We start from the raw sequence: 20917 nt of genomic DNA, 5'->3' as shown, positions 1-20917 counted from the left end.
TTGTACCCATGTCTACGTGGGAAGCCACCGGGGTCGGCTCGCATCCTGGAGATAATCATCTTGAAGCGGTCCGGGTCGTGTTCGGTGAGGTGCCGGGGCTGCCGTACCTGCCCGAGCTGCCGGCCAGGGGCGTCGGCGCCGACATGGTCGGCAGGACGGCCGCGCTGCTGATCGAACTGCCCGTCGAGGTGCAGCCGTCCGGGTGGCGGCTGACCGACCGGCCCGGGCGTGATCATCAGCGGGCCGTCGATCATCTGCGGCGGGATCTGGACGCGCTGGAGGAGATCGGGCACGACTACGCCGGGCCGTTGAAGCTCCAGGTCTGCGGGCCGTGGACGCTGGCCGGGACGATCGAGCTCAGGCACGGGGACAAGGTGCTCTCCGACGCCGGGGCCGTACGCGACCTGACCGCCTCGCTCGCCCAGGGAGTCGCGGACCACTGCGCCGAGGTGCGGCGGCGGCTGCCCGGGGTGACGGAGATCGTGCTGCAGCTCGACGAGCCGGGGCTGCCTGGGGTGCTGGCCGGGACCGTGCCGACGGCCTCCGGGTTCGGCCGGCTCGCCGCCGTGGAGGAATGGCGGGTCGAAGAGTCGCTGCGGCTGTTCGACGATCCGGTCGTGCACTGCTGCGCCCGCTCCGTGCCGTTCGACGTGCTGCGACGGGGCGGGGTGCGCGGGGTTTCCGTGGACGCCTCGCTGCTGCGGCGGCGGGACCAGGACGCGCTGGGGGAGCTCGTCGAGGCCGGGGCGATGTTGTTGCTCGGCGTCGTGCCGGGCAGGGACGTGCGGTTGCCGGATGTGGGAGTGATCGCCAAGCCGGCGGTGGAGCTGTGGCGGCGGCTCGGGTTCCCGCCGGACAAGCTGGCCGGGCAGGTCGTGCTGACCCCGGCGTGCGGGCTGGCCGGGGCGTCCCCCGCCTACGCCAAGGCGGCGCTGGCGGCGTGCAGGAAGGCCGCCCAGGTGCTCAAGGAGGATCCTGCGGGCGGCAGGCAAGAGGGCTGAGCGCGGATACGCGCTGGGCCCTCTTGGATCCCCGGGCCATTCGCGATGTCGGTGCTCGGCGGTAGCGTTTGCTCAAGCCGTCGGACGAGAGGAGAGGGTGCCGTGACCAGCGAGTCGAGCGTCGGGGGCGTGCCTGTGGCCGCGCTCAAGCGGCATGCCGAGCTGAGCGAGCTGGTCGAGGACGCCCGCTGGCGCTACTACGTGCTCGACCAGCCCACGGTCAGCGACGCCCAGTTCGACGAGTGGTTCAAGGAGCTGCTCGCGCTGGAGGAGGCCCATCCGTCGCTGCAGACGCCGGACTCGCCGACGCAGAAGGTCGGCGCGCCGGTCGCGGGCGACTTCGCCAAGGTCGAGCACCTGGCCAGGATGGAGAGCCTGGACAACGCATTCAACGCCGAGGACATGACGGGGTGGGCGACGCGCGCCGAGCGGCTGGCCGAAGGCGACCCCGGGCCTTACCTGTGCGAGCTGAAGATCGACGGGCTGGCGATCGCGCTGGTCTACCGGGACGGCAGGCTGGAGCGCGCCGCCACCCGGGGCGACGGGCGCACCGGCGACGACGTCACGGCCAACGTCCGCACGATCAAGGGGATCCCGCACCGGCTCAAGGGTGACGACGTGCCGAGCCTGGTCGAGGTGCGCGGCGAGGTCTACATCCCGGTCGAGGACTTCAAAAAGCTCAACGAGCAGCTCGTGGAGCAGGGCAAGCCGCCGTTCGCCAACCCGCGCAACTCGGCGGCGGGCACGCTGCGGCAGAAGGACCCGCGCATCACGGCCCAGCGGCCGCTGCGGATGCTGGTGCACGGCATCGGCGTCTGGGAGGGCGCGAAGGAGCCGCGGGCACAGTCGGACGTCTACGACCGGCTGCGCGAGTTCGGGCTGCCGGTGAGCGATCTCTACAAGGTGGTGCCGGACTTCGACGGGGTCAACGGCTACATCGAGCACTACCGCGAGCACCGGCACGATCCCGCGTACGAGATCGACGGGGTCGTGGTCAAGATCGACGCCTTCCGCACGCAGCGCGAGCTCGGCTCCACCTCGCGGGCACCGCGCTGGGCGATCGCGTACAAATACCCGCCGGAGGAGGTCAACACCAAGCTGCTCGACATCCAGGTGGGGGTGGGCAGGACCGGGCGGGTCACGCCGTACGCGGTCATGGAGCCGGTCGTGGTGTCCGGTTCGACCGTCGAGCGGGCCACGTTGCACAACGCGGCCATCGTGGTCAAGAAGGGCGTGCTCATCGGCGACACCGTCGTGCTGCGCAAGGCGGGCGACGTCATCCCCGAGATCGTCGGGCCGGTCGCGGCGCTGCGTGACGGGTCCGAGCGGGAGTTCGTCATGCCGACGCACTGCCCGGAGTGCGGGACGCAGCTGGCGTACGAGAAGGAGGGCGACGCCGACCTGCGCTGCCCCAACGCCCGGAGCTGCCCGGCGCAGATCCGTGAGCGCATCTACTTCGCGGCCGGGCGCTACGCGCTCGACATCGACGGGCTCGGCTACGTCGCGGCCACCGCCCTCACGCAGCCGCTGCCGCCGCAGGAGCCCGTGGTGCGCACCGAGGCCGATCTGTTCGACCTGAAGATGGAGCAGCTCATCCCGATCAAGTCGGTCGTCCGTGACCAGGACACCGGCCTGGCCAAGATCGACCCCAGGACCGGCGAACAGAAGATCGTCTCGTTCTTCTCCAACATCAACGGCGAGCCCAGCCAGAACGCCCGCCTGATCCTGAAGGAGCTGGAGGACGCCAAGCAGCTGCCGCTGTGGCGGGTGCTGGTCGCCTTGTCCATCCGGCACGTCGGGCCGCCCACCGCGCGCAAGCTCGCCGACGCCATGCGGTCGATCGACGCCATCATGAACGCCTCGCAGGAGGAGCTGGCGGCGGTCGAAGACGTCGGGCCGCGGATGGCGGCCACGATCAAGGAATGGTTCGGGGTCGACTGGCATCGGGAGATCATCGAACGGTGGCGGGCCGCCGGGGTCCGGATGGAGGACGAGCCGGCGCCGGAGAAGGGGCCGCAGATCCTCGAGGGATTGACGTTCGTGGTCACGGGGACCCTGGAGGGTTACACCCGGGACTCGGCTTCCGAAGCGCTGGCCGGGCGGGGCGGGAAGGTCGCCTCGTCGGTGTCGAAGAAGACGTCGTTCCTGGTGGCGGGGGAGAACGCGGGGTCGAAGTACGACAAGGCAGTGAGCCTGGGGGTGCCGATCCTCGACGGGGCCGGGTTCGAGGTCCTGCTGAAGGACGGGCCGGAGGCGGCGGCACAGGTGGCGGTCAAGCCCGAGGAGGCTTAACGGCGCCCGCCCCGGCCGTGGCGCCCGGCCGGCACGTGGCTCGTTCGGGTGGGCGGACATGGGCGGTGCGAGGAGGGGCGGGGCGACGGCTGCATGCGGTCGGCCGGGGTTGGGGGCTTGCGCGCATGGGGCGGTGATTTGCGCGCATTGTGCCTACGGGTCGCGGGCCGGCGATCCCCCGGTGCGGTGGGAGGGCGGGGCCGTGCCCCACGCGCACATACGGATGGCTGCCTGCTTGCTACGCACGGTGGTTTTTGGGTATATGTCGGAAAGGAGAACTACGGACCGTACGCGCTTGGTTTCGCGAAGTGGGGTAAAGGTCGTACCCTCCCATAGTGACCTAATGGGGGTTCTGTTACCGATGACTGACCCAACCGACACCCGCGATACCGGACCACGCGTCGGCACGCCGCTGTGGGCGTTCCTCGCCGGCGTCACCATGATCGGCTTCACCGCCCTCGTCGTGGCGATGATCAGGCTGGACTGGGTGGCGCTCGTGGAACTGGCCCGCACGGCACTGTTCTGGGTGCTGGCGGTGCTCGTGATCCTGGGCGAGCTCAGGCCCGTGATGGTGTCATCCGCCAGCCTGGTGGGCGGCACCTACCCCTCCACCATGTTCACCTTCGCCGTGCTGCTGCACTTCGGGCTGCCGGTCGCGGTGTTGATGCAGGCCGTCGCCGTCGCCATCAACGGCGTGGTGACCCGCAAGTCCTGGCATCGGGTCATGTTCAACATCGCTCAATCGACCCTGGCGCTGACCGCGGCGGCCGTGGTGCTGGGGGCGTTCGGGATCGTGCCGAGCCCGGCCGCGCCGTGGGAGCCCGGCGGCGGCCACCTGCCGGCGATCGCGCTGGCCGGGGTCGCGTACTTCGCCGCCAGGGCGACGCTGGTCAGCGGGGCGGTCGCGCTGCACGAGCGGCGCTCGATCGTCCGGGTGCTGAAGGTCACCGTGGGGCCGCAGAGCCTCGTCTACGCCGCGCTGCTCGGCCTGGCGCCCCTGGTCGTCGTGGTCATGAACCATTCGCCCGGCCTCGTGCCGCTCTTCGTCGCCCCCCTGGCCGCCGTCTACTTCACCGCAACGCTGTCCATGCGCCGTGACCACCAGGCCCTGCACGACGAGCTGACCGGTCTGCCCAATCGCAAGATGCTCATCGTGAGCACCGAGGAGGCGCTCGCGGAGGCCCGGCAGGACGAGCGGGTCGGCCTGTTCCTCCTCGACCTCGACCGGTTCAAGGAGGTCAACGACACGATGGGCCACCCGGTGGGCGACCGGCTGCTGCAGATGGTGGCGCACCGGCTCACCCATTCCGTACGACCCAAGGACGTCGTGGCCAGGTTGGGCGGCGACGAGTTCGCCGTGCTGCTGCCCTCGATCAGGGACGCCCACGCGGCCAGGGAGGTGGCGGCAAGGCTCCGCGCCGCGCTGACCGAGCCGGTGCGGCTGGAGGGCATGACCTTCGACGTGGACGCCTCGGTCGGGATCGCGCTTTATCCCGATCACGCGCCCGACTTTGAGCTGCTGCTCCAGCGGGCCGACGTGGCGATGTACCTGGCCAAGGAGGGACGCACCGGCGTCGAGCTCTACCAGCCGGACAAGGACCGCAACTCGCCCGAACGGCTCACGTTACTTGGTGATCTCCGCCGCGCCATCGACAACCACGAGCTCCGGCTGCACTACCAGCCCAAGGTGAGCCTCGGCAGCGGCGCCGTCCAGGGTGTGGAGGCCCTGCTGCGCTGGCCGCACCCGGTGCACGGGCCGATCGCGCCCTCCGAATACGTCCCGCTGGCCGAGCAGTCCTACCTGATGCGCCAGCTGACCGCGTACGTCATCGAAGAGGCGCTCGAGCAGGCCGCCCGCTGGTGGCACACCGGGCTCAAGGTGCAGATCTCCGTCAACATCTCCGCCCGCGACCTGCTTGACTCGGCCCTGCCCGAGCAGTTGGAGGTAGGCCTGGCCAAGTACGGGCTGCCGCCGTCGGCCATCCAGCTGGAGGTGACCGAGCGCATTCTGACCGGCGACCAGGCGTACACGCAGGAGACCATCAAGGCCCTGGCCGCCCTAGGTGTGCCGCTGGCCCTGGACGACTTCGGCACCGGCTACTCCTCCCTGATCAGGCTGCAGCGGCTGGCGGTGTCCGAGGTCAAGATCGACGCCTCGTTCGTGCGCAGGATCGCCGGCTCCGAGGACGACGCCCGGATCGTGCGCTCGATCGTGGACCTGGTGCGCTCGCTCGGGCTGCGTTCGGTGGCCGAGGGCGTCGAGTCGGACGAGGTCGCCATGCGGCTGGCCGAGATGGGCTGCGACATGGGTCAGGGCTGGCTTTTCTGCAAGCCCATGCCCGCCGCCGATGCCACGGTCTGGCTCCGCGAGCGCTCCGAGGCCGCGGCCGCCCAGGTCGAGTTCGGTTACCGGCCCGAGGTCAGCCGCTCCGCCTGACTAGAGTCGATGGCCTTTCCACGTCGGCCGCTCCGGCGTCCACTTGGGCGGGCTCTTCCAGAGCGCGCGCCGGAACAGGTACACCGGCAGGAGCAGGGTCGCCAGCGAGAAGCCCGCCAACAGCAGCACGCCGGGCAGGTCGTAGTGACCCGGACGGAAGACCTTGACGTCGTGCCCGGCATCGAGTGCCGCCACCCGGTCGCCCGCGGCCAGCTCGTCCGACCCGTATCCGAAGATCCAGGCGTCCGGCTTGGTCAGCGAGCCGTCGCCTGACACGTAGACGCCGTTCCAGTTGCACGGGCCGCGGCCCGAGCAGTCCAGCTCCCGCGCGGTGAAGTGCCCCATCGTGCCCTGCTTCCGCGCGGCTCGGAACTCCAGCTGGGCGGCGTCCACGGTGAGGACGGTCAGCAGCACACCGGCCAGCAGGACCAGCGGCGTGGTCAGGGCCACCAGGACAATCAGGCATCCCGCGCCGCACCCGTTACGCTCCATGGCCCCCGCCTCCTGAAGGGGCAACGAGCGGGCGGCCGGGATCGTTCGGCGTGTTGCGGGCCGGTTAATGGTTCGGGGGCGCTACGTCAAGCCCCCTAGGATGGCAGTGTCCAAAGACTCCATCCACGAAACGGGTTAAACGACTCATGTCCGCCATAACCCGCGACGAGGTCGCACACCTGGCCCGGTTGTCCAGGCTGGCGCTCACCGACGACGAGCTCGATCACTACGCCACCCAGCTCGATGCCATCATCGAGGCGGTCGCGAAGGTCTCCGAGGTCGCCGCCGAGGACGTGCCGCCGTCGTCGCACGCGCTTCCGCTGACCAATGTCTTCCGTGCCGACGAGGTGCGACAGTCGCTGACCCCCGAGCAGGCGCTCGCCGGCGCGCCCGCCGTCGAGGGTGACCGCTTCCAGGTGCCGCGCATCCTCGGGGAGGAGGCATGAGTCTGATTCGCAAGACCGCCGCCGAGCTGGGAGCGATGATCGCCGCCGGCGACGTGTCGGCCGCCGAGGTGGCCGAGGCGCACCTGGACCGCATGGCCGAGGTGGAGCCCAAGATCAGGGCGTTCCTGCACATCGATCGCGAGGTCACGCTGGAGCAGGCGCGGGCCGTCGACGCCAGGCTCAAGGCGGGCGAGAAGCTCGGTCCGTTGGCCGGGGTGCCGATCGCGCACAAGGACATCTTCTCCACGCGCGACATGCCCACGACGGCCGCGTCCAAGATCCTCGAGGGCTGGCGGCCGCCGTACGACGCGACCGTCACCAAGCGGCTGCGCGAGGCCGGACTGGTCTTCCTGGGCAAGACGAACCTCGACGAGTTCGCCATGGGCTCCTCGACGGAAAACTCCGCCTACCACCCGACGCACAACCCGTGGGACCTGACGAGGGTGCCGGGCGGCTCGTCCGGCGGTTCGAGCGCCGCCGTGGCCGCGTACGAGGCGCCGCTGTCCACCGGCACCGACACCGGCGGCTCGATCCGGCAGCCTGCGGCCGTGACCGGCATCGTGGGCATGAAGCCGACGTACGGCGGCTCGTCCCGTTACGGGATCATCGCGTTCGCGAGCTCGCTCGACACGCCCGGCCCGTTCGCCCGCAACGTGCTCGACGCGGCGCTGCTGCACGAGGCGTTCTCCGGGCACGACGCGATGGACTCCACCTCCATCGACGCCCCGGTCCCCAGCGTGGTCGAGGCCGCGAAGAACCCCGACATCGCCGGCATGCGGATCGGCGTCGTCAAGGAGTTCTCCGGCGAGGGCTATCAGGCCGGCGTGCTGGCCCGCTACAACGAGGTCGTCAAGCTGCTGGAGTCGCTCGGCGCCACCGTCGTAGAGGTCTCCTGCCCGTCGTTCACGACCGCCCTGCCGGCCTACTACCTGATCGCGCCGTCGGAGTGCTCGTCCAACCTGGCCCGCTTCGACGCCATGCGATATGGCCTGCGCGTTGGCGACGACGGCACCCGCAGCGCCGAGGAGGTCATGGCACTGACCCGGGCCGCCGGCTTCGGCCCCGAGGTCAAGCGGCGCATCATGCTCGGCACGTACGCGCTGTCGAGCGGCTACTACGACGCCTACTACGGTCAGGCACAGAAGGTGCGCACGGTCATCACGCGCGACTTCGAGGCCGCCTACCAGCAGGTCGACGTGCTGGTTTCGCCGACCACGCCGACGACGGCGTTCCCGATCGGCGAGCGCACCGACGACCCGATGGCGATGTATCTCGCCGACCTGTGCACCATCCCGTCCAACCTGGCCGGCAACGCCGCCATGTCGGTGCCGTGCGGCCTGGCCGACGAGGACGGCCTGCCCGTCGGCCTGCAGATCATGGCGCCGGTCCTGGCCGACGACCGCTGCTACCGCGTCGGCGCCGCCGTGGAGAAGGCCCTGGAGAGCCGCTGGGGCGGCCCGCTGCTGAAGGAGGCCCCGTCGCTATGACCATGGTCTATGACGAAGCGCTCGACCGGTTCGAGCCGGTGCTCGGCCTGGAGACCCACGTCGAGCTGGGCACCAAGTCGAAGATGTTCTGCGGCTGCAAGACCACTTTCGGCGCCCCGCCCAACACCCAGGTCTGCCCGACCTGTCTGGCGCTGCCCGGCGCGCTGCCGGTGGCCAACGAAATGGCCATCGAGTCGACGATCCGCATCGGCCTCGCGCTGAACTGCTCGATCGCCGAGTGGTGCCGCTTCGCCCGGAAGAACTACTTCTATCCGGACATGCCGAAGAACTACCAGATCTCGCAGTACGACGAGCCGCTCTGCTTCGACGGCTACGTCGACGTCGAGGTGGGCGGCGAGACCGTGCGGATCGAGATCGAGCGGGTGCACCTGGAGGAGGACACCGGCAAGTCCACGCACGTGGGCGGCGCGACCGGGCGTATCCACGGGGCCGACTACTCGATCGTCGACTACAACCGGGCCGGCATCCCGCTGGTCGAGATCGTCACCAAGCCCATCCCGGGGACCGACCGGCTCGCGCCCGAGGTGGCCAAGGCGTACGTCACCGAGCTGCGTGAGATCATGCGCTCGCTCGGCGTGTCCGACGTGCGCATGGAGGAAGGCTCGCTGCGGTGCGACGTCAACGTCTCGCTCATGCCGCGCGGCTCGTCCGAGTGGGGCACCCGTACCGAAACCAAAAACGTCAACTCGCTGCGCAGCGTCGAGCGGGCCGTGCGGAGCGAGATCGAGCGGCAGGCCGCCGTCCTCGCCGACGGCGGGAAGATCATCCAGGAGACCAGGCACTTCCACGAGGACACCGGCACGACCACGTCCGGCCGGTCCAAGGAGGAAGCGCAGGACTACCGCTACTTCCCCGAGCCCGACCTGGTGCCGATCGCGCCGGATGCGGCTTGGGTCTCCGAGCTGAAGGCGGCCCTGCCCGAGCTGCCGTCGGTCCGGCGCAAGCGGCTGCAGGCCGAGTGGGGGCTGTCCGACCTCGACATGCAGGCCATGCACAACGCCGACGCTTTCGACCTGGTCGAGGCCACGGTCGCGGCCGGGGCACCGGCGGCGGACGCGCGCAAGTGGTGGATGGGCGAGCTGGCGCGGCGCGCCAACGAGAGCGGGGTCCCGCTGGCGGACCTGCCCATCACGCCGGCCCAGATCGCTCGCGTGACCGAGCTGGTGGCCTCCGGGGCGCTCAACGACAAGCTCGCGCGCGAGGTGCTCGAAGGCGTGCTGGCCGGTGAGGGCACGCCCGATGAGGTGGTCGAGAAGCGCGGGCTGCAGATCGTCAGCGACGAGGGCGAGCTACTGGCGATCATCGACCAGGTGCTGGCGGACAACGCCGACGCGGCAGAGAAGGTGCGGTCCGGGAAGATCGCGGCGGCCGGTGCACTGGTGGGTGGCGTCATGCGGGCCAGCAAGGGCAAGGCCGACGCGGGCCGGGCCCGCCAGCTGATCCTGGAGAAGCTGGGCGTCGAAGGGTAACCGTCCCGTCTCACGAGGGCCTCGCCACTCCGGTGGCGGGGCCCTTGGGCGTGCTGCGCCGGTCCTAGGTCCAATTGCCGGTGCGGGTCTAGGGCCCCTGCTGGAGGTGCGCAGCCGCAGGCCCTCGTAAGTTCGTCGGCATGACGAGGAAAGCGTTGACGGCGGGCCTGGTGGCGATGGTGTCGCTGGTGGCCTTCGAGTACATGGCGGTCGCGATCGCCATGCCGGTCGTGGCCAAGGAGCTCGGCGGGCTGGAGCTGTACGGGCTGGCGTTCAGCGGCGCGATGGCCGCGAGCGTGGTCGGCACGGTGCTCGGCGGTCGGTGGGCGGACGTAGGCGGCCCTCAGGCGCCTCTGTGGACCGGCGCGGCGGGGTTCGCGGCCGGGCTGGTGGTCGCGGGGCTGGCGCCGACCATGGAGGTGCTGATCGCCGGCCGGTTCCTGCAGGGCTTCGGCGGGGCGCTGGTCAGTGTGGCGTTGTACGTGGTGGTGGCGAGGGTCTACCCCGAGAGCCTGCATCCGAGGATCTTCTCGCTGTTCGCGACCGCGTGGGTGGTGCCCTCCATGGTGGGGCCGGCGATCGTGGGCGTGGTGACCGACACGCTCGGATGGCGCTGGGTGTTCTTGCTGGTGCCGATCCTGACCGTGGCCGCCGGACTGATGCTGCTGCGCGGGCTGGCCGGGCAGCCGGTCAGGGGCGGCCAGAGTGAACCCGCGCCCGGCCTGATCGGCAAGATCGCTTGGGCGGCGGTGACCGCCGTCGGCGCGGGGCTCATGCAGTACGGCAGCAGCGGCGGCCGGTTCCCCCTGCTGATCGTCGGCCTGGTGGTGCTGGCCGTGGCGCTCCCGAGGCTCCTTCCCCGCGGCACGCTGCGCGCCGCCCGCGGGTTGCCTGCCGTGGTGGGGCTGCGCGGCCTGTCGGCCGGAGGGTTCTTCGCGGCCGAGGTGATGGTGTCGCTCATGCTGGTCGACCACCGCGACCTGCCCACGTGGGCGTCCGGGCTCGCGCTCATGGGAGGCTCACTGACCTGGTCGTTCGCCTCCTGGGTGCAAGGGCGGGAGATCTTCAGCAAGAAGACGAACCTGCGGCTCGGCTCGGCCATGATGGCGCTGGGCATCCTGGTCATGGGCACGGTGGCGTTCACGGCGGTGCCGGTTGCGCTGGCGTACCCGGCGTGGATCATCACCGGGTTCGGGATCGGGCTGGTGTACCCGACGCTGTCGGTGCTCACGCTGGAGTTGTCGGCGCCCGGTGAGCAGGGCAAGAACAGCTCGGCGCTGCAGGTGGGCGAGTCGGTGTTCGCGGTGGTGGCGGTGGCCGTCACGGCCGCGCTGTTCACGGCCTCCGGGTCGGGTTACTGGGCGGTGTTCGCGGCCACTCTCGCCATGGCGCTGGCCGGGCTGGCCATCGCCGGGCGGGCGATCAGGGACGGTTCCGCCGCGGCGGCGGAACCGTCCCGAGAATCGCTCACTCGACCCGCGTGACGTCGGCCTTCCGGGCGAAGAGCCTCCTGAACAGGGGCGTGAACAGGGCGAGGAGTGACACCGCCAGCAGCACGGCCGCCACCGGGCTGCGGACCAGGACGGTCACGTCGCCCGCGCCGATCGCCAGGGCGCGGCGCAGCTGGATCTCCGCCATCGGGCCCAGGATCATGCCGATCACGGCGGGGGCGACCGGGAGGCCGAAGCGGCGCATGGCGTACCCGAGCAGGCCGAGCAGGAACAGCACGAACAGGTCCACCACGGTGCCGTTCAGCGCGTAGACGCCGAGGGCGGCGAAGAGCACGATCCCGGCATACAGGTACGGGCGCGGGATCCGCAGTACCTTGGCCCACGCCGGCGCCAAGGGCAGGTTCAGCACCAGCAGCATCGTATTGCCGATGAACAGCGACGCGATCATGCTCCACACCAGCGCCGGGTCGTGGTCGAACAGCTGGGGCCCGGGCTGCAGGCCGTACTGCTGGAAGGCGGCCAGCATGATCGCCGCCGTCGCCGACGTGGGCAGGCCCAGGGTGAGCAGCGGGACCAGGGTGCCGGCCGCGGAGGCGTTGTTGGCCGCCTCCGGGCCTGCGACGCCTTCGATGGCGCCCTTGCCGTATTCCTCCTTGGCCACGCCCTTGGCCAGGCGCTTCTCGGCCGCGTACGACAGGAACGTGGGGATCTCGGCCCCGCCGCCGGGCAGCGCGCCGAACGGGAAGCCCAGCGCCGTGCCGCGCAGCCAGGGCCGCCAGGAGCGACCCCAGTCCGCCCGGCCCATCCACGCCCGGCCGACGGGCACCACCTCGGGCGTTGCGTGGCGCAGCCGTGAGGCCACGTACAGGGCCTCGCCGAGGGCGAAGAGGCCGACCGCGACGATCACCACGTCGATGCCGTCCAGTAGTTGCGGGATGCCTAGCGTGAGCCGCGCCTGCCCGGTCTGCTGGTCGATGCCGACCAATCCGATCGTCAGGCCGAGTCCCAGGGAGGCCAGGCCGCGCACGATCGAGCGGGACAACACCGACGACACGGCGGTGAACGCCAGGATCGCCAGCGCGAAGTAGTCCTCAGGGCCGAACGAGATCGCGAACGCCACCACGGCCGGCGCCGCCACCACCAGCAACGCGGTCGCGATGGTCCCCGCCACGAACGAGCCGATGGCCGCCGTGGCCAGCGCCTGGGCGGCCCGCCCGCGCCTGGCCATCTTGTTGCCCTCCAACGCCGTGATCATCGACGAGGACTCGCCGGGCGTGTTGAGCAGGATGGACGTGGTCGAGCCGCCGTACATGCCGCCGTAGTAGATGCCGGCGAACATGATGAACGCGCTGGCCGCCGGCACCGTGAACGTGATCGGCAGCAGCAGCGCCACCGTCATCGCGGGCCCGATGCCGGGCAGCACGCCGACCAGGGTGCCGAGCGTGACGCCGATCAGCGCGTACATGAGGTTGACCGGGGTGAGCGCGGCGGCGAACCCGTCGAGCAGGAGCTGCAGCGACTCCACCTAGATCACCCCCTGCAGCGGGCCGCCCGGCAGCGTGACGCCGAGGCCCTTGACGAACAGCAGGTACGTGGCGATCCCCATGACGACCGCGACCACCGCCGCGCGCACCTTGTGCTCGGCGCCGAGCGCCAGCGACAGCCCGAAGAACAGCAGGCTCGCGCCGATGATCCAGCCGAGCACGTTCAGCAACGCCGCGAACGCCAGGAAGATCCCGCTGACCAGCCCCACGCTGCGCCAGTCCGCGGGCGCTTCCACGTCCACGTCTTCGCTCTCCTCGGGGTCACCGTGCCCGCCGCGCAGCACGTCGATCACGTAGAACAGACCGACGAGCACCATGGCCCCGCCGACCAGCATCGGGAAGAACCGCGGCCCGATGCCAAGCTGGGAGGCCGCCGCCGAGACGTCCAGCGTCCCGGCGATCACGAACACGCCCAGCCCGAGCACCACGACCGCCAGCCCGAGCTCGGGCCGCCACCAGCGAGCCATCAGGAGACGAGCCCCATCTCGGCGATGACGGCCTTGACCCGGGTCTGCTCGGCGTTCAGGTAGTCGGCGAACTGCTGCCCGGTCTGGAAGGAGTCGATCCAGCCGTTCTTGGCCACCGCGTCCTTCCACGGCTGCGAGTCGTGCATCTTGGTGACCAGGTCGGTCAGGGACTTCTTGTCGGTGTCGGACAGCCCGCCGGGGGCCACGAAGCCGCGCCAGTTGGCCAGCTCCACGTCCAGACCGCCCTCCTTCAGCGTGGGCGCGTCCAGGCCCTCGATCCGCTCGCCCGAGGTCACGCCGAGCGCGCGCAGCTTGCCGGACTTCACGTGCTCGGAGAACTCGCCGACGCCCGAGATGCCCGCGCTGACCTTGTTGCCGAGCAGCTGGTTGAGTGCCTCGCCGCCGCCCGAGTTGGCGATGTAGTTGACCTGCTTGGGGTCAACGCCCGCGGCCTTGGCCATCAGCCCGGCCACGATGTGGTCGGTGCCACCCGCGGACCCGCCCGAGATCGACACCTTGCTGGGGTCGGCCTTCCACGCGGCGACCAGGTCGGCCACCGTCTTGAACGGGGACTCGGCCGGGACCACGATGATCTCGTACTCCTCGGTCAGCTTGGCGATGGGCGTCGTCTCGGCCAGCGTGACCTTCGACTTGTTCTGCTCGATGGCGCCCACCATGACCAGGCCCATGGTCATCAGCAGGTTGCCGTTGCCCTTTTCGCCGGCGAGCTGCGCCAGGCCGATCGTGCCGCCCGCGCCAGGAACGTTGAACACCTCGACCTTCCGGTCCGGGGCGGCCGTCTTGAACGCCTGCTCGGCGGTGCGTGAGGTCTGGTCCCAGCCGCCTCCGGGTGCGGCCGGCGCCATGATGCGCAGGGTGCCGGAGGAGGCGGTGGTGCCGTTCTGGCCGCCGCAGCCAGTGAGCGCGGCCAGGGAGAGCACCGCTAGTGCGGCGAATATGCGCAGGCGCATGATCACTCCAAGGGGGATTTCACGGTTATGAAACTGGGATCGTGAATCCCCTTTCCGCCCACGTCGAGGCTTTGCGTGCTTGCCGTCATAGTGGTCGTATTGGTCGCGACCTGGGCGTGACCTGGGTTTGTTTCGATGTGCCCTGTGACATGGGTGCGTAACGCCTCCCTGGGGACCCAGCTGTTCGTGCTTCAGACGGTGATCGTATTGCTCGCCGTCGGGGGCACGGCCGGCGTGTGGGCCGGCCACACGCGTAACCAGCTCGACAGCCTGCACCAGCAGCGCGCGCTCGCCATCGCCCAGTCCGTGGCCGCGCTGCCCCAGGTCCGCGACGCCTTCAAGCTGCAGAACCCGGAGACGGTGCTGCAACCGCTCGCCATGAGCGTTCAGCAGCAGACCGGCGCCGACTACGTCGTGATCGCCAACGCCGAGCAGAAGCGCTACGCCCACCCCAACACCTCGCTGATCGGCAAGCAGCTGTCCACCGACGGCACCACCGTGCTGCGGACCGGCAGGGACTGGGTCGGCACAGAGACCGGCACCATCGGCACCACGGTCAGGGGCAAGACCCCGATCCGCGACGAGTACGGCAACGTGATCGGCCTCGTCTCGGTCGGCGTGCTGGAGACGACGGTCATGGGCCAGCTCGGCGCCGCGCTGCCGCCGCTGGTGTGGACGGCGCTGGCGGTCATGCTGGCGGGCCTCGCGCTGGCCGCATTGATCACCGCCCGCGTACGCAGGCAGACGTTCGGCCTGGAGCCCGGGGAGATCGCCGCCCTGCTGGAGCAGCGCGAAGGCGTGCTGCACGGCGTCAAGGAAGGCGTGCTCGCGCTCGACCTCGAAGGCCGCGTGACGCTGGTCAACGACGCCGCCCGCGAGCTGCTGGGCGACGTCGGCGAGGACCTGAGCCAGATGCCGGTCTCCGACCGCATGCGCGACGTGCTCGGCGGCGCCGACCAGGGCGAGGACCGCGTCGTGCTGAACGGCGAGCGGGTGCTGGTGCTCAACCGCACCCCGGTCTCCGTACGCGGGCAGCACCGCGGCTGGGTGGTCACCCTCAGGGACCGTACCGAGCTCGTCCGCCTTGCCCGCGAGCTCGACGACACCAGCAGCGCGACGGAGGCGCTGCGGGCCCAGGCGCACGAGTTCGCCAACCGCATGCACACCGTCGTCGGCCTGCTCGAGCTGGGCGAGCACGAGGCCGCGATCGGCTTCATCACCCGCACCACCCGCGCCACGTACGCCACCGACCTGCGTGAACGCGTCCAGGACCCCACCCTGGCCGCCCTCCTGCTGGCCAAGTCCGCCGAGGCGGCCGAGCGCGGCGCCACGCTCGTGCTGGCGGAGGACTCCGCCGTCCCCGAAGGCATGCTCGGCGACCCGCAGGACGCGGTCCTGGTGGTCGGCAACCTGGTCGCCAACGCCATCGACGCGCTCGACGGCGCGGCAGGCACGATCGAGGTGTCGGTGCAGGCCGACGACAGCGGGCTGCGCGTGCGGGTCGGCGACTCCGGCCCCGGCATCGCTCCTGACCTGGTGGACGAGGTCTTCAGGGAAGGCTTCACCACCAAGGCCGCCCACTCGGGACCACGCGGCCTCGGCCTGGCGCTGACCAGGCAGGCGTGCCTGCGCAGAGGAGGCTGGGTACGGGTAGCCAACTCTGAGGGCGCGGTCTTCACCGCCCTGCTGCCGGCGAAGGCGGGATCATGAGCCCAATTCGTGTGCTGGTCGTGGACGACGACTTCATGGTCGCGCGCATCCACAGCGGCTACGTATCCCGGGTGCCGGGCTTCCAGGTCGTCGCCATGGTGCACAACGGCGCCGACGCGCTCAGCGCGGTGGCCGAGCTCCGCCCCGATCTCGTGCTGCTCGACATCTACCTGCCCGACATGTCCGGCCTGGAGGTGCTCAAGGCACTCCATGGCGTGGACGTCCTCATGATCAGCGCCGCCCGCGACGTGCCCACGGTCAGGGAGGCCATGCGCGGCGGCGCGGTCAACTACCTGATCAAGCCGTTCACCGCCGCCGCCCTGACCGAACGTCTCCAGCAGTACACCGACACCCGCAAACGCCTGACCTCCATCGGCCCCGAGGCGCGCCAGGACGACGTGGACCGCCTTTTCGGCAGGCACACGTCGGCCGCCCCCATGCCGAAAGGGTTGTCCGCGGCCACCTGCGCGCTGGTCGCCGATACCCTGCGAGAGGCGGGCCGCGACCTGTCGGCGGCCGAAGCGGCCGAGCTCACGGGCTTGTCGCGGGTCAGCGCCCGCCGCTATCTCGAACATCTGTGCGCGGCGGGTCAAGCGGAATTGCGGCCACGTTACGGCACGGCCGGACGTCCCGAACATCGCTACCGGTGGCTAGGTTGACACATTTCCGTAGCCATTTCCCGTGACATATGCGGATCCCCGTGCCTTACTGTTGCCTGAGACTTGGCTGCGGACCGGGAGGAGATTGAGGCGTGCAAAACGCCGGACCGATCGAATCACCGACCGACCCGTTCGCCTCGGTGCCGCTGCCGTCGTCGGCAGTCTCCAAGAAGCCGCGGATCGAAGGGTTACCCCCAGGGGTCTCCCGGGACATCTTCGGCTCGCCGGCCAAGCAGGAGCCCCGGCCGGCACAGGGCACGAGCGCGCCGGGCGGTCCATCGGGAGGCGCGCTACCACCGGTGGCGCCGCCGCCGCAGCCATGGCCCATGAAGGACAAGGAACCGTCGGCCCCACCCGCCCCGGTCTTCGGAGTGGCCGAACGACCCTCTGTTTTCGACTCCGACCCGCCGAAGCGGCGCCGGCTCCTGCCGGGCCTGGCCTTGTTCGTCGTGGTGCTCGCGGCGCTGGCGTACGTGGTGCCCGCCGTGCTCATGTCAGGATCCGTGTTGCGCGGCACCCGCGTGGCCGGGGTGGACATCGGCGGGCTGACCGTGACGCAGGCGGCCGAGAAGTTGCGTATCGAGCTGAGCCCTAAGCTCAGCAAGCCCGTCGTGGTCGACATCGGCGGCAGGAAGGACACCGTCCAGGCCGACGAGGCCGGGCTGGAGTTGGACGTGGTCGGCACGATAGGGCAGGCGCCGAGCGGGTTCCCCAGCCCGCAGGAGGTGTGGCAGGGCCTGACCGGCGTCACCGAGCTCCAGCCGAAGGTCACCATCGATTCCTCTCAGCTCGCCAGGACCGTCGAGGGCCTGGCGGAGGGCGTGGACAAGCCTGCGGTCGAAGGCCGCGTGGTCTTCATCGGGCTGCAGCCGAAGGCGCGCGAGCCCGCCGACGGCGTGTTGGTCGACCGGGACGACGCGGTACGCCAGATCGGTGACGCCTTCCTGCGCGGCGGTGGCACGGTGGTGCTGACGCTGCGGCCGGCCAAGCCGGCCACGACCAGCGAGGCCGTTCAGACGGCCCTGGCCAAGGCACGCAGGGCGGTCGCCGCGCCCATCACGCTGACCCTCGGCGACAAGCAGGCGCAGATTCTCCCCGCGGTGATCGCGGCGAACCTGACGTTCACCCCGGACGGCGACGGCTCGCTGGTGCCCGAGTTCGACGCCAAGGCGGTGCTGGCGAACGTGGAGAGCAAGCTGGTCGACGCCGCCCAGCAGCCGCGCGACGCCACGTACCAGATCGTGAACGAAAAGCCGGTCCTGGTGCCTGCCCGCACCGGGCGGGGCGTGAACGACAAGCTGCTGGCCAGGGACGCGGAGAAGGTGTTCGACGCCAGTGGCGAGCGGACGATTCCGGTGCGGCTGGGGGTCGTCGAGCCGACCGTCAGCACACAGCAGGTCCGTGGGCTCGGCATCAAGGAGATCGTGGGCTCGTTGAGCACGACGTTCGACTGCTGCCAGCCGCGGGTGAAGAACATCCAGCGCATGGCGCAGCAGCTCGACGGGCATCTGGTGAGGCCGGGGCAGACGTTCTCGATCAACGAGATCGTGGGGGAGCGGACCGTCGAGGACGGCTACGTGGAGGCCGGGCAGATCGTCGGCGGGCGGATGGTGAACATCGTCGGCGGCGGCGTGTCGCAGTTCGCCACGACCATGTACAACGCGGCCTTCTTCGGTGGGTTCGACGACGTCGAGCACCGGCCGATGGACTACTACGCGCAGCGTTATCCCGCCGGGCGGGACGTCGCGCTGCTCTATCCGGAGACCGACCTGAAGTGGCGCAACGACTCCGAGTACGGCGTGCTGATCAAGACCGCCTTCACCGACACGTCGGTCACGGTCACGCTGTGGAGCACCAAGCGGTACGACAAGATCGAGGCGGTCACGTCAGAGCGGCGGGACTTCAAACCGTTCCGGCGTGAGGTCAGCTCGGAGCCTGGCTGTCTGCCGACGGTGGGCGAGCAGGGGTTCACCATCGATGTCGCCCGCGTGTTCTACAAGGGCGGCAAAGTGGTCAAGAAGGACAGGAAGCTGACCACGGAGTACCGGCCTCAGGCGCAGATCACCTGCGCCGGCGCGGGCCAGTAACTAGCTGACCCCCGCCCGCCTCCGCGCCCCGGCGCCGGCCAGGGGCCCTTCGAGGGCGCCCGCTGTCGCCTGTCGTCGGCTGCACACGGCCCACCACGGCGCGGGCGCCCCCAGAGGGTCGTAGGGGGCACTCCTGCACGCGACCCCGGTGGGGCGTCTGCACGGCGGTACACGAACCGGCCCCCACCACGGCGGGGCACCATCGGTGGGAGGGCGGCCCGGCGGCGGTCCCGACCAGCACCCGGCGTACCGCGCGGGGGAGGTCGTGACCAGCCAGGGACCGGGGGACAGAGGTGGGGGCGTTACGAGGAGGCCGTCACGGACAGGACGCGGTCGTCGCCGTCGCGGGGGGAGCCCCTGCCGTCCTGGTTGCTGGTGCCCACCCACAGGGCGCCGTCCGGGGCGGTGGTGACGGCGCGGATCCGGCCGTACCGGTCGGTGAAGTGGGCGACCGGCTTGGCGGCCGAGCCGTCCTCGCCCAGCGGGATCTGCCACAGACGGGCCCCACGCAACGCGCCGACCCAGAGGGAGCCGTTCGCGTACGCCATGCCGGACGGCGACGCCTCGTCCGTGGTCCAGGTGAGGATGGGGTTCACGAACCGCTGGTCGTCGCCGCGGCCCTCGACCTCCGGCCAGCCGTAATTCGAGCCCGGCTTGATCAGGTTGACCTCGTCGTAGGCGTTGGCGCCGAACTCGGAGGCGTACAGGCGTCCCTGCTCGTCCCACGCCAGGCCCTGGACATTGCGGTGGCCGTAGCTGTAGACGAGCGTGCCGAAGGGGTTGCCGGGGGCGGGCTTGCCGTCCACGGTCATGCGCAGGATCTTGCCGCCGAGCGAGTCACGCTGCTGCGCGAGGCTGCGGTCGCCGACCTCGCCCGTGGTGGCGTACAGGTAGCCGTCGGGGCCGAACGCGAGCCGGCCGCCGTTGTGGATGCCGCCCTTCGGGATGCCCTGGAGGAGCACCTCCGGCGAGCCGAGGCGGTTGCCGTCGAACGGGTACCGGACGATCCGGTTGTCCTGTTCCGCGGTGAAGTAAAGGAAAATTTGCTGGTCCTTGACGGCCACGCCCATCAGGCCACCCTCGCCGTCCGGGCGTACCCCCTCGATCGTCCCCAGCTCTGTCACCTGACCGGCCTGGCTGACCCGCAGCAGCCTGGCCGAGTCCCGCTCGGTCACCAGAGCATCGCCGCTGGGCAAGAACGCCACCGCCCACGGCACGGAAAGACCAGTCACCACGTCCTTCGGCTCGCCCGGGGCAGCGGCCTGTCCCGCGGTGGCCGTCGGGAGCACCTCGCCTCCGCCTCCACCACCGCCGCCGGAACCGCTCGAGCTGCCCGAACTGCTGGAACAGGCGGTCAGCGCGGCCACGAGTAGGATCGTCCAGAGCTTCCTCATATCCCCCATACTTACCGGCGAGACATAAAGTTCTGCGCATGAAGACCTGGGTTCCCTCCGATTCGGTGGCCGAAGTTCTGTCCGATCTGCCGGGAGTCGAATGCGCCGTCTATGACGGCACGTCCCCCATGCCGGAGGGGATCGAGGAGGTGGAGGTCTGGATCCCGCCGCTCGTCACGGTGCCCGACGTTCCCGGCACGCTGGCCAGGATGAGCTCGCTGCGGCTGGTGCAGACCGTCACCGCGGGGGTGGAGCCGTACCGGCCGCACATGCCTCATGGCGCGGTGCTGTGCAACGCCCGGGGCGTGCACGACGCGGGGACCGCCGAGTGGGCGGTCGGTGCGATGATCGCGGTGCTCAGGGAGTTCCCCGAGTTCGTGGACGCGCAGCGCAGGGGCGAGTGGACCTACCACCACACCGGTGTGCTGGCCGACTCGATCGTCCTGATCGTCGGGTACGGCTCCATCGGCGCCGCGCTCGAACGCCGGCTGGAGGGCTTCGAGGTGGAGACCGTACGGGTGGCCAGGAGCGCCCGCGAGGGCGTGCACGGCATGGCGGAGCTGCCCCGTCTGCTGCCCCAGGCGGACGTCGTGGTGCTGCTGGTCCCCGCCACATCGGATACCGCTGGCATGGTGGACGCCACGTTCCTGGCCCGGATGAAGGACGGCGCCGTCCTCGTGAACGCCGCCAGGGGCGGCATCGTCGACACCGACGCGCTGATCTTGGAGCTCAAAAACGGTAGGCTACGCGCCGCGCTGGATGTGACCGCGCCCGAGCCGCTGCCCGAGGGCCATCCCCTTTGGAGCGCGCCGGGCGTGCTGATCACCCCGCACGTCGCGGGCAGCACCCCCGCGTCGGGGCGGCGGATGCTCCGCCTGATCAAGGCGCAGCTCTCGCGTTATCTCGCGGGCGACCAGCTGATCAACGTTATCACCGACTCGTACTGAGAGGATCCCTGAACGTGGCTGGTCCGTGACCTTCGGTGCGTA

Annotated in this window: 16 protein-coding genes; 11 read left to right on the top strand and 5 right to left on the bottom strand. The window is 70.4% G+C overall.

The window, feature by feature from the left end; all coding sequences use genetic code 11:
* The first annotated feature begins 8 nt into the window (after window positions 1-8).
* The 3 genes from ACTWPT_RS09055 (at window position 9) to ACTWPT_RS09045 (ending at window position 5730) form a co-directional block, all read left to right on the top strand.
* Window positions 9-1001, top strand: coding sequence for a methionine synthase (locus ACTWPT_RS09055; protein ID WP_443176811.1), 993 nt, complete (start codon window positions 9-11; stop codon window positions 999-1001).
* A 45-nt stretch (window positions 1002-1046) separates the two neighbouring features.
* Complete coding sequence (ligA, locus tag ACTWPT_RS09050; protein WP_443176810.1) at window positions 1047-3293, top strand: NAD-dependent DNA ligase LigA; 2247 nt, start codon at window positions 1047-1049, stop codon at window positions 3291-3293.
* 361 nt (window positions 3294-3654) lie between these two features.
* Window positions 3655-5730: a putative bifunctional diguanylate cyclase/phosphodiesterase gene (locus ACTWPT_RS09045; protein WP_443176809.1), complete on the top strand. Its 2076-nt coding sequence runs from the start codon at window positions 3655-3657 to the stop codon at window positions 5728-5730.
* Here the strand turns inward: ACTWPT_RS09045 and ACTWPT_RS09040 are convergent, their stop codons facing one another.
* A complete protein-coding gene (locus tag ACTWPT_RS09040) occupies window positions 5731-6222 on the bottom strand; it encodes a hypothetical protein (RefSeq protein WP_443176808.1) in 492 nt (163 codons plus the stop codon). It lies immediately after the preceding gene.
* 146 nt (window positions 6223-6368) lie between these two features.
* Between ACTWPT_RS09040 and gatC the strand changes: the two genes are divergently transcribed.
* From gatC to ACTWPT_RS09020, 4 genes are all read left to right on the top strand, one after another.
* Window positions 6369-6668, top strand: coding sequence for an Asp-tRNA(Asn)/Glu-tRNA(Gln) amidotransferase subunit GatC (gene gatC, locus ACTWPT_RS09035; RefSeq protein WP_443176807.1), 300 nt, complete (start codon window positions 6369-6371; stop codon window positions 6666-6668).
* Entirely contained in the window at window positions 6665-8155 is a 1491-nt protein-coding gene (gene gatA, locus ACTWPT_RS09030; protein ID WP_443176806.1) for an Asp-tRNA(Asn)/Glu-tRNA(Gln) amidotransferase subunit GatA, read from the top strand. Before gatC ends, gatA begins: the two co-directional genes overlap by 4 nt.
* Window positions 8156-8157: 2 nt before the next feature.
* Entirely contained in the window at window positions 8158-9645 is a 1488-nt protein-coding gene (gatB, locus tag ACTWPT_RS09025) for an Asp-tRNA(Asn)/Glu-tRNA(Gln) amidotransferase subunit GatB (protein WP_443177002.1), read from the top strand.
* 140 nt (window positions 9646-9785) lie between these two features.
* Window positions 9786-11129 (top strand): MFS transporter, encoded by a 1344-nt coding sequence (locus ACTWPT_RS09020; protein WP_443176805.1) that lies wholly within the window; start codon window positions 9786-9788, stop codon window positions 11127-11129.
* Here ACTWPT_RS09020 and ACTWPT_RS09015 read toward each other — a convergent pair.
* Genes ACTWPT_RS09015 through ACTWPT_RS09005 form a run of 3 tightly spaced genes read right to left on the bottom strand, consistent with a single transcriptional unit; the run spans window position 11113 to window position 14078 of the window.
* Window positions 11113-12621, bottom strand: coding sequence for a tripartite tricarboxylate transporter permease (locus ACTWPT_RS09015; protein ID WP_443176804.1), 1509 nt, complete (start codon window positions 12619-12621; stop codon window positions 11113-11115). The genes ACTWPT_RS09020 and ACTWPT_RS09015 overlap by 17 nt on opposite strands.
* Window positions 12622-13107, bottom strand: a complete 486-nt coding sequence (locus ACTWPT_RS09010; protein WP_443176803.1) for a tripartite tricarboxylate transporter TctB family protein — start codon at window positions 13105-13107, stop codon at window positions 12622-12624. It lies immediately after the preceding gene.
* Window positions 13107-14078, bottom strand: a complete 972-nt coding sequence (locus ACTWPT_RS09005; protein WP_443176802.1) for a Bug family tripartite tricarboxylate transporter substrate binding protein — start codon at window positions 14076-14078, stop codon at window positions 13107-13109. The genes ACTWPT_RS09010 and ACTWPT_RS09005 overlap by 1 nt, the downstream gene beginning before the upstream one ends.
* 144 nt (window positions 14079-14222) lie before the next feature.
* Here ACTWPT_RS09005 and ACTWPT_RS09000 point away from each other — a divergent pair, with 144 nt between their 5' ends.
* The 3 genes from ACTWPT_RS09000 to ACTWPT_RS08990 all read left to right on the top strand — a co-directional run bounded on the left by ACTWPT_RS09000 (window position 14223) and on the right by ACTWPT_RS08990 (window position 18534).
* Window positions 14223-15788, top strand: coding sequence for an ATP-binding protein (locus tag ACTWPT_RS09000; protein ID WP_443176801.1), 1566 nt, complete (start codon window positions 14223-14225; stop codon window positions 15786-15788).
* Window positions 15785-16447 carry a response regulator gene (locus ACTWPT_RS08995; RefSeq protein WP_443176800.1) on the top strand — a complete coding sequence of 221 codons (663 nt, stop codon included), beginning with the start codon at window positions 15785-15787 and terminating at the stop codon, window positions 16445-16447. The genes ACTWPT_RS09000 and ACTWPT_RS08995 overlap by 4 nt, the downstream gene beginning before the upstream one ends.
* Window positions 16448-16539: 92 nt before the next feature.
* The gene (locus tag ACTWPT_RS08990) at window positions 16540-18534 is read left to right on the top strand and encodes a VanW family protein (RefSeq protein ID WP_443176799.1); all 1995 of its coding nucleotides are present in this window, start codon (window positions 16540-16542) and stop codon (window positions 18532-18534) included.
* A gap of 302 nt (window positions 18535-18836) precedes the next feature.
* On the opposite strand, the gene ACTWPT_RS08985 is transcribed toward ACTWPT_RS08990, so the two are convergent.
* Entirely contained in the window at window positions 18837-19928 is a 1092-nt protein-coding gene (locus ACTWPT_RS08985; RefSeq protein WP_443176798.1) for a PQQ-dependent sugar dehydrogenase, read from the bottom strand.
* Between the two features lie 38 nt (window positions 19929-19966).
* On the opposite strand from ACTWPT_RS08985, the gene ACTWPT_RS08980 reads away from it, so the two are divergent.
* Window positions 19967-20875 carry a 2-hydroxyacid dehydrogenase gene (locus ACTWPT_RS08980; RefSeq protein ID WP_443176797.1) on the top strand — a complete coding sequence of 303 codons (909 nt, stop codon included), beginning with the start codon at window positions 19967-19969 and terminating at the stop codon, window positions 20873-20875.
* Window positions 20876-20917: the final 42 nt, after the last annotated feature.

This window comes from Nonomuraea sp. 3N208, assembly GCF_052245935.1.
In the GTDB taxonomy this organism is placed as follows: domain Bacteria; phylum Actinomycetota; class Actinomycetes; order Streptosporangiales; family Streptosporangiaceae; genus Nonomuraea.
This window is presented reverse-complemented; position numbering and strand designations above follow the sequence as displayed.

Excerpts from the sequence above, each read along its gene's own strand:
- ACTWPT_RS09010 (WP_443176803.1), bottom strand. The coding sequence starts at position 13,107 with ATGGCTCGCTGGTGGCGGCCCGAGCTCGGGCTGGCGGTCGTGGTGCTC.
- ligA (WP_443176810.1), top strand. The coding sequence starts at position 1,047 with ATGTCGGTGCTCGGCGGTAGCGTTTGCTCAAGCCGTCGGACGAGAGGA.
- ACTWPT_RS09045 (WP_443176809.1), top strand. The coding sequence starts at position 3,655 with ATGACTGACCCAACCGACACCCGCGATACCGGACCACGCGTCGGCACG.
- ACTWPT_RS09040 (WP_443176808.1), bottom strand. The coding sequence starts at position 6,222 with ATGGAGCGTAACGGGTGCGGCGCGGGATGCCTGATTGTCCTGGTGGCC.
- gatA (WP_443176806.1), top strand. The coding sequence starts at position 6,665 with ATGAGTCTGATTCGCAAGACCGCCGCCGAGCTGGGAGCGATGATCGCC.
- ACTWPT_RS08980 (WP_443176797.1), top strand. The coding sequence starts at position 19,967 with ATGAAGACCTGGGTTCCCTCCGATTCGGTGGCCGAAGTTCTGTCCGAT.
- ACTWPT_RS08985 (WP_443176798.1), bottom strand. The coding sequence starts at position 19,928 with ATGAGGAAGCTCTGGACGATCCTACTCGTGGCCGCGCTGACCGCCTGT.
- gatB (WP_443177002.1), top strand. The coding sequence starts at position 8,158 with ATGGTCTATGACGAAGCGCTCGACCGGTTCGAGCCGGTGCTCGGCCTG.
- gatC (WP_443176807.1), top strand. The coding sequence starts at position 6,369 with ATGTCCGCCATAACCCGCGACGAGGTCGCACACCTGGCCCGGTTGTCC.
- ACTWPT_RS09055 (WP_443176811.1), top strand. The coding sequence starts at position 9 with ATGTCTACGTGGGAAGCCACCGGGGTCGGCTCGCATCCTGGAGATAAT.
- ACTWPT_RS08995 (WP_443176800.1), top strand. The coding sequence starts at position 15,785 with ATGAGCCCAATTCGTGTGCTGGTCGTGGACGACGACTTCATGGTCGCG.
- ACTWPT_RS09020 (WP_443176805.1), top strand. The coding sequence starts at position 9,786 with ATGACGAGGAAAGCGTTGACGGCGGGCCTGGTGGCGATGGTGTCGCTG.
- ACTWPT_RS09005 (WP_443176802.1), bottom strand. The coding sequence starts at position 14,078 with ATGCGCCTGCGCATATTCGCCGCACTAGCGGTGCTCTCCCTGGCCGCG.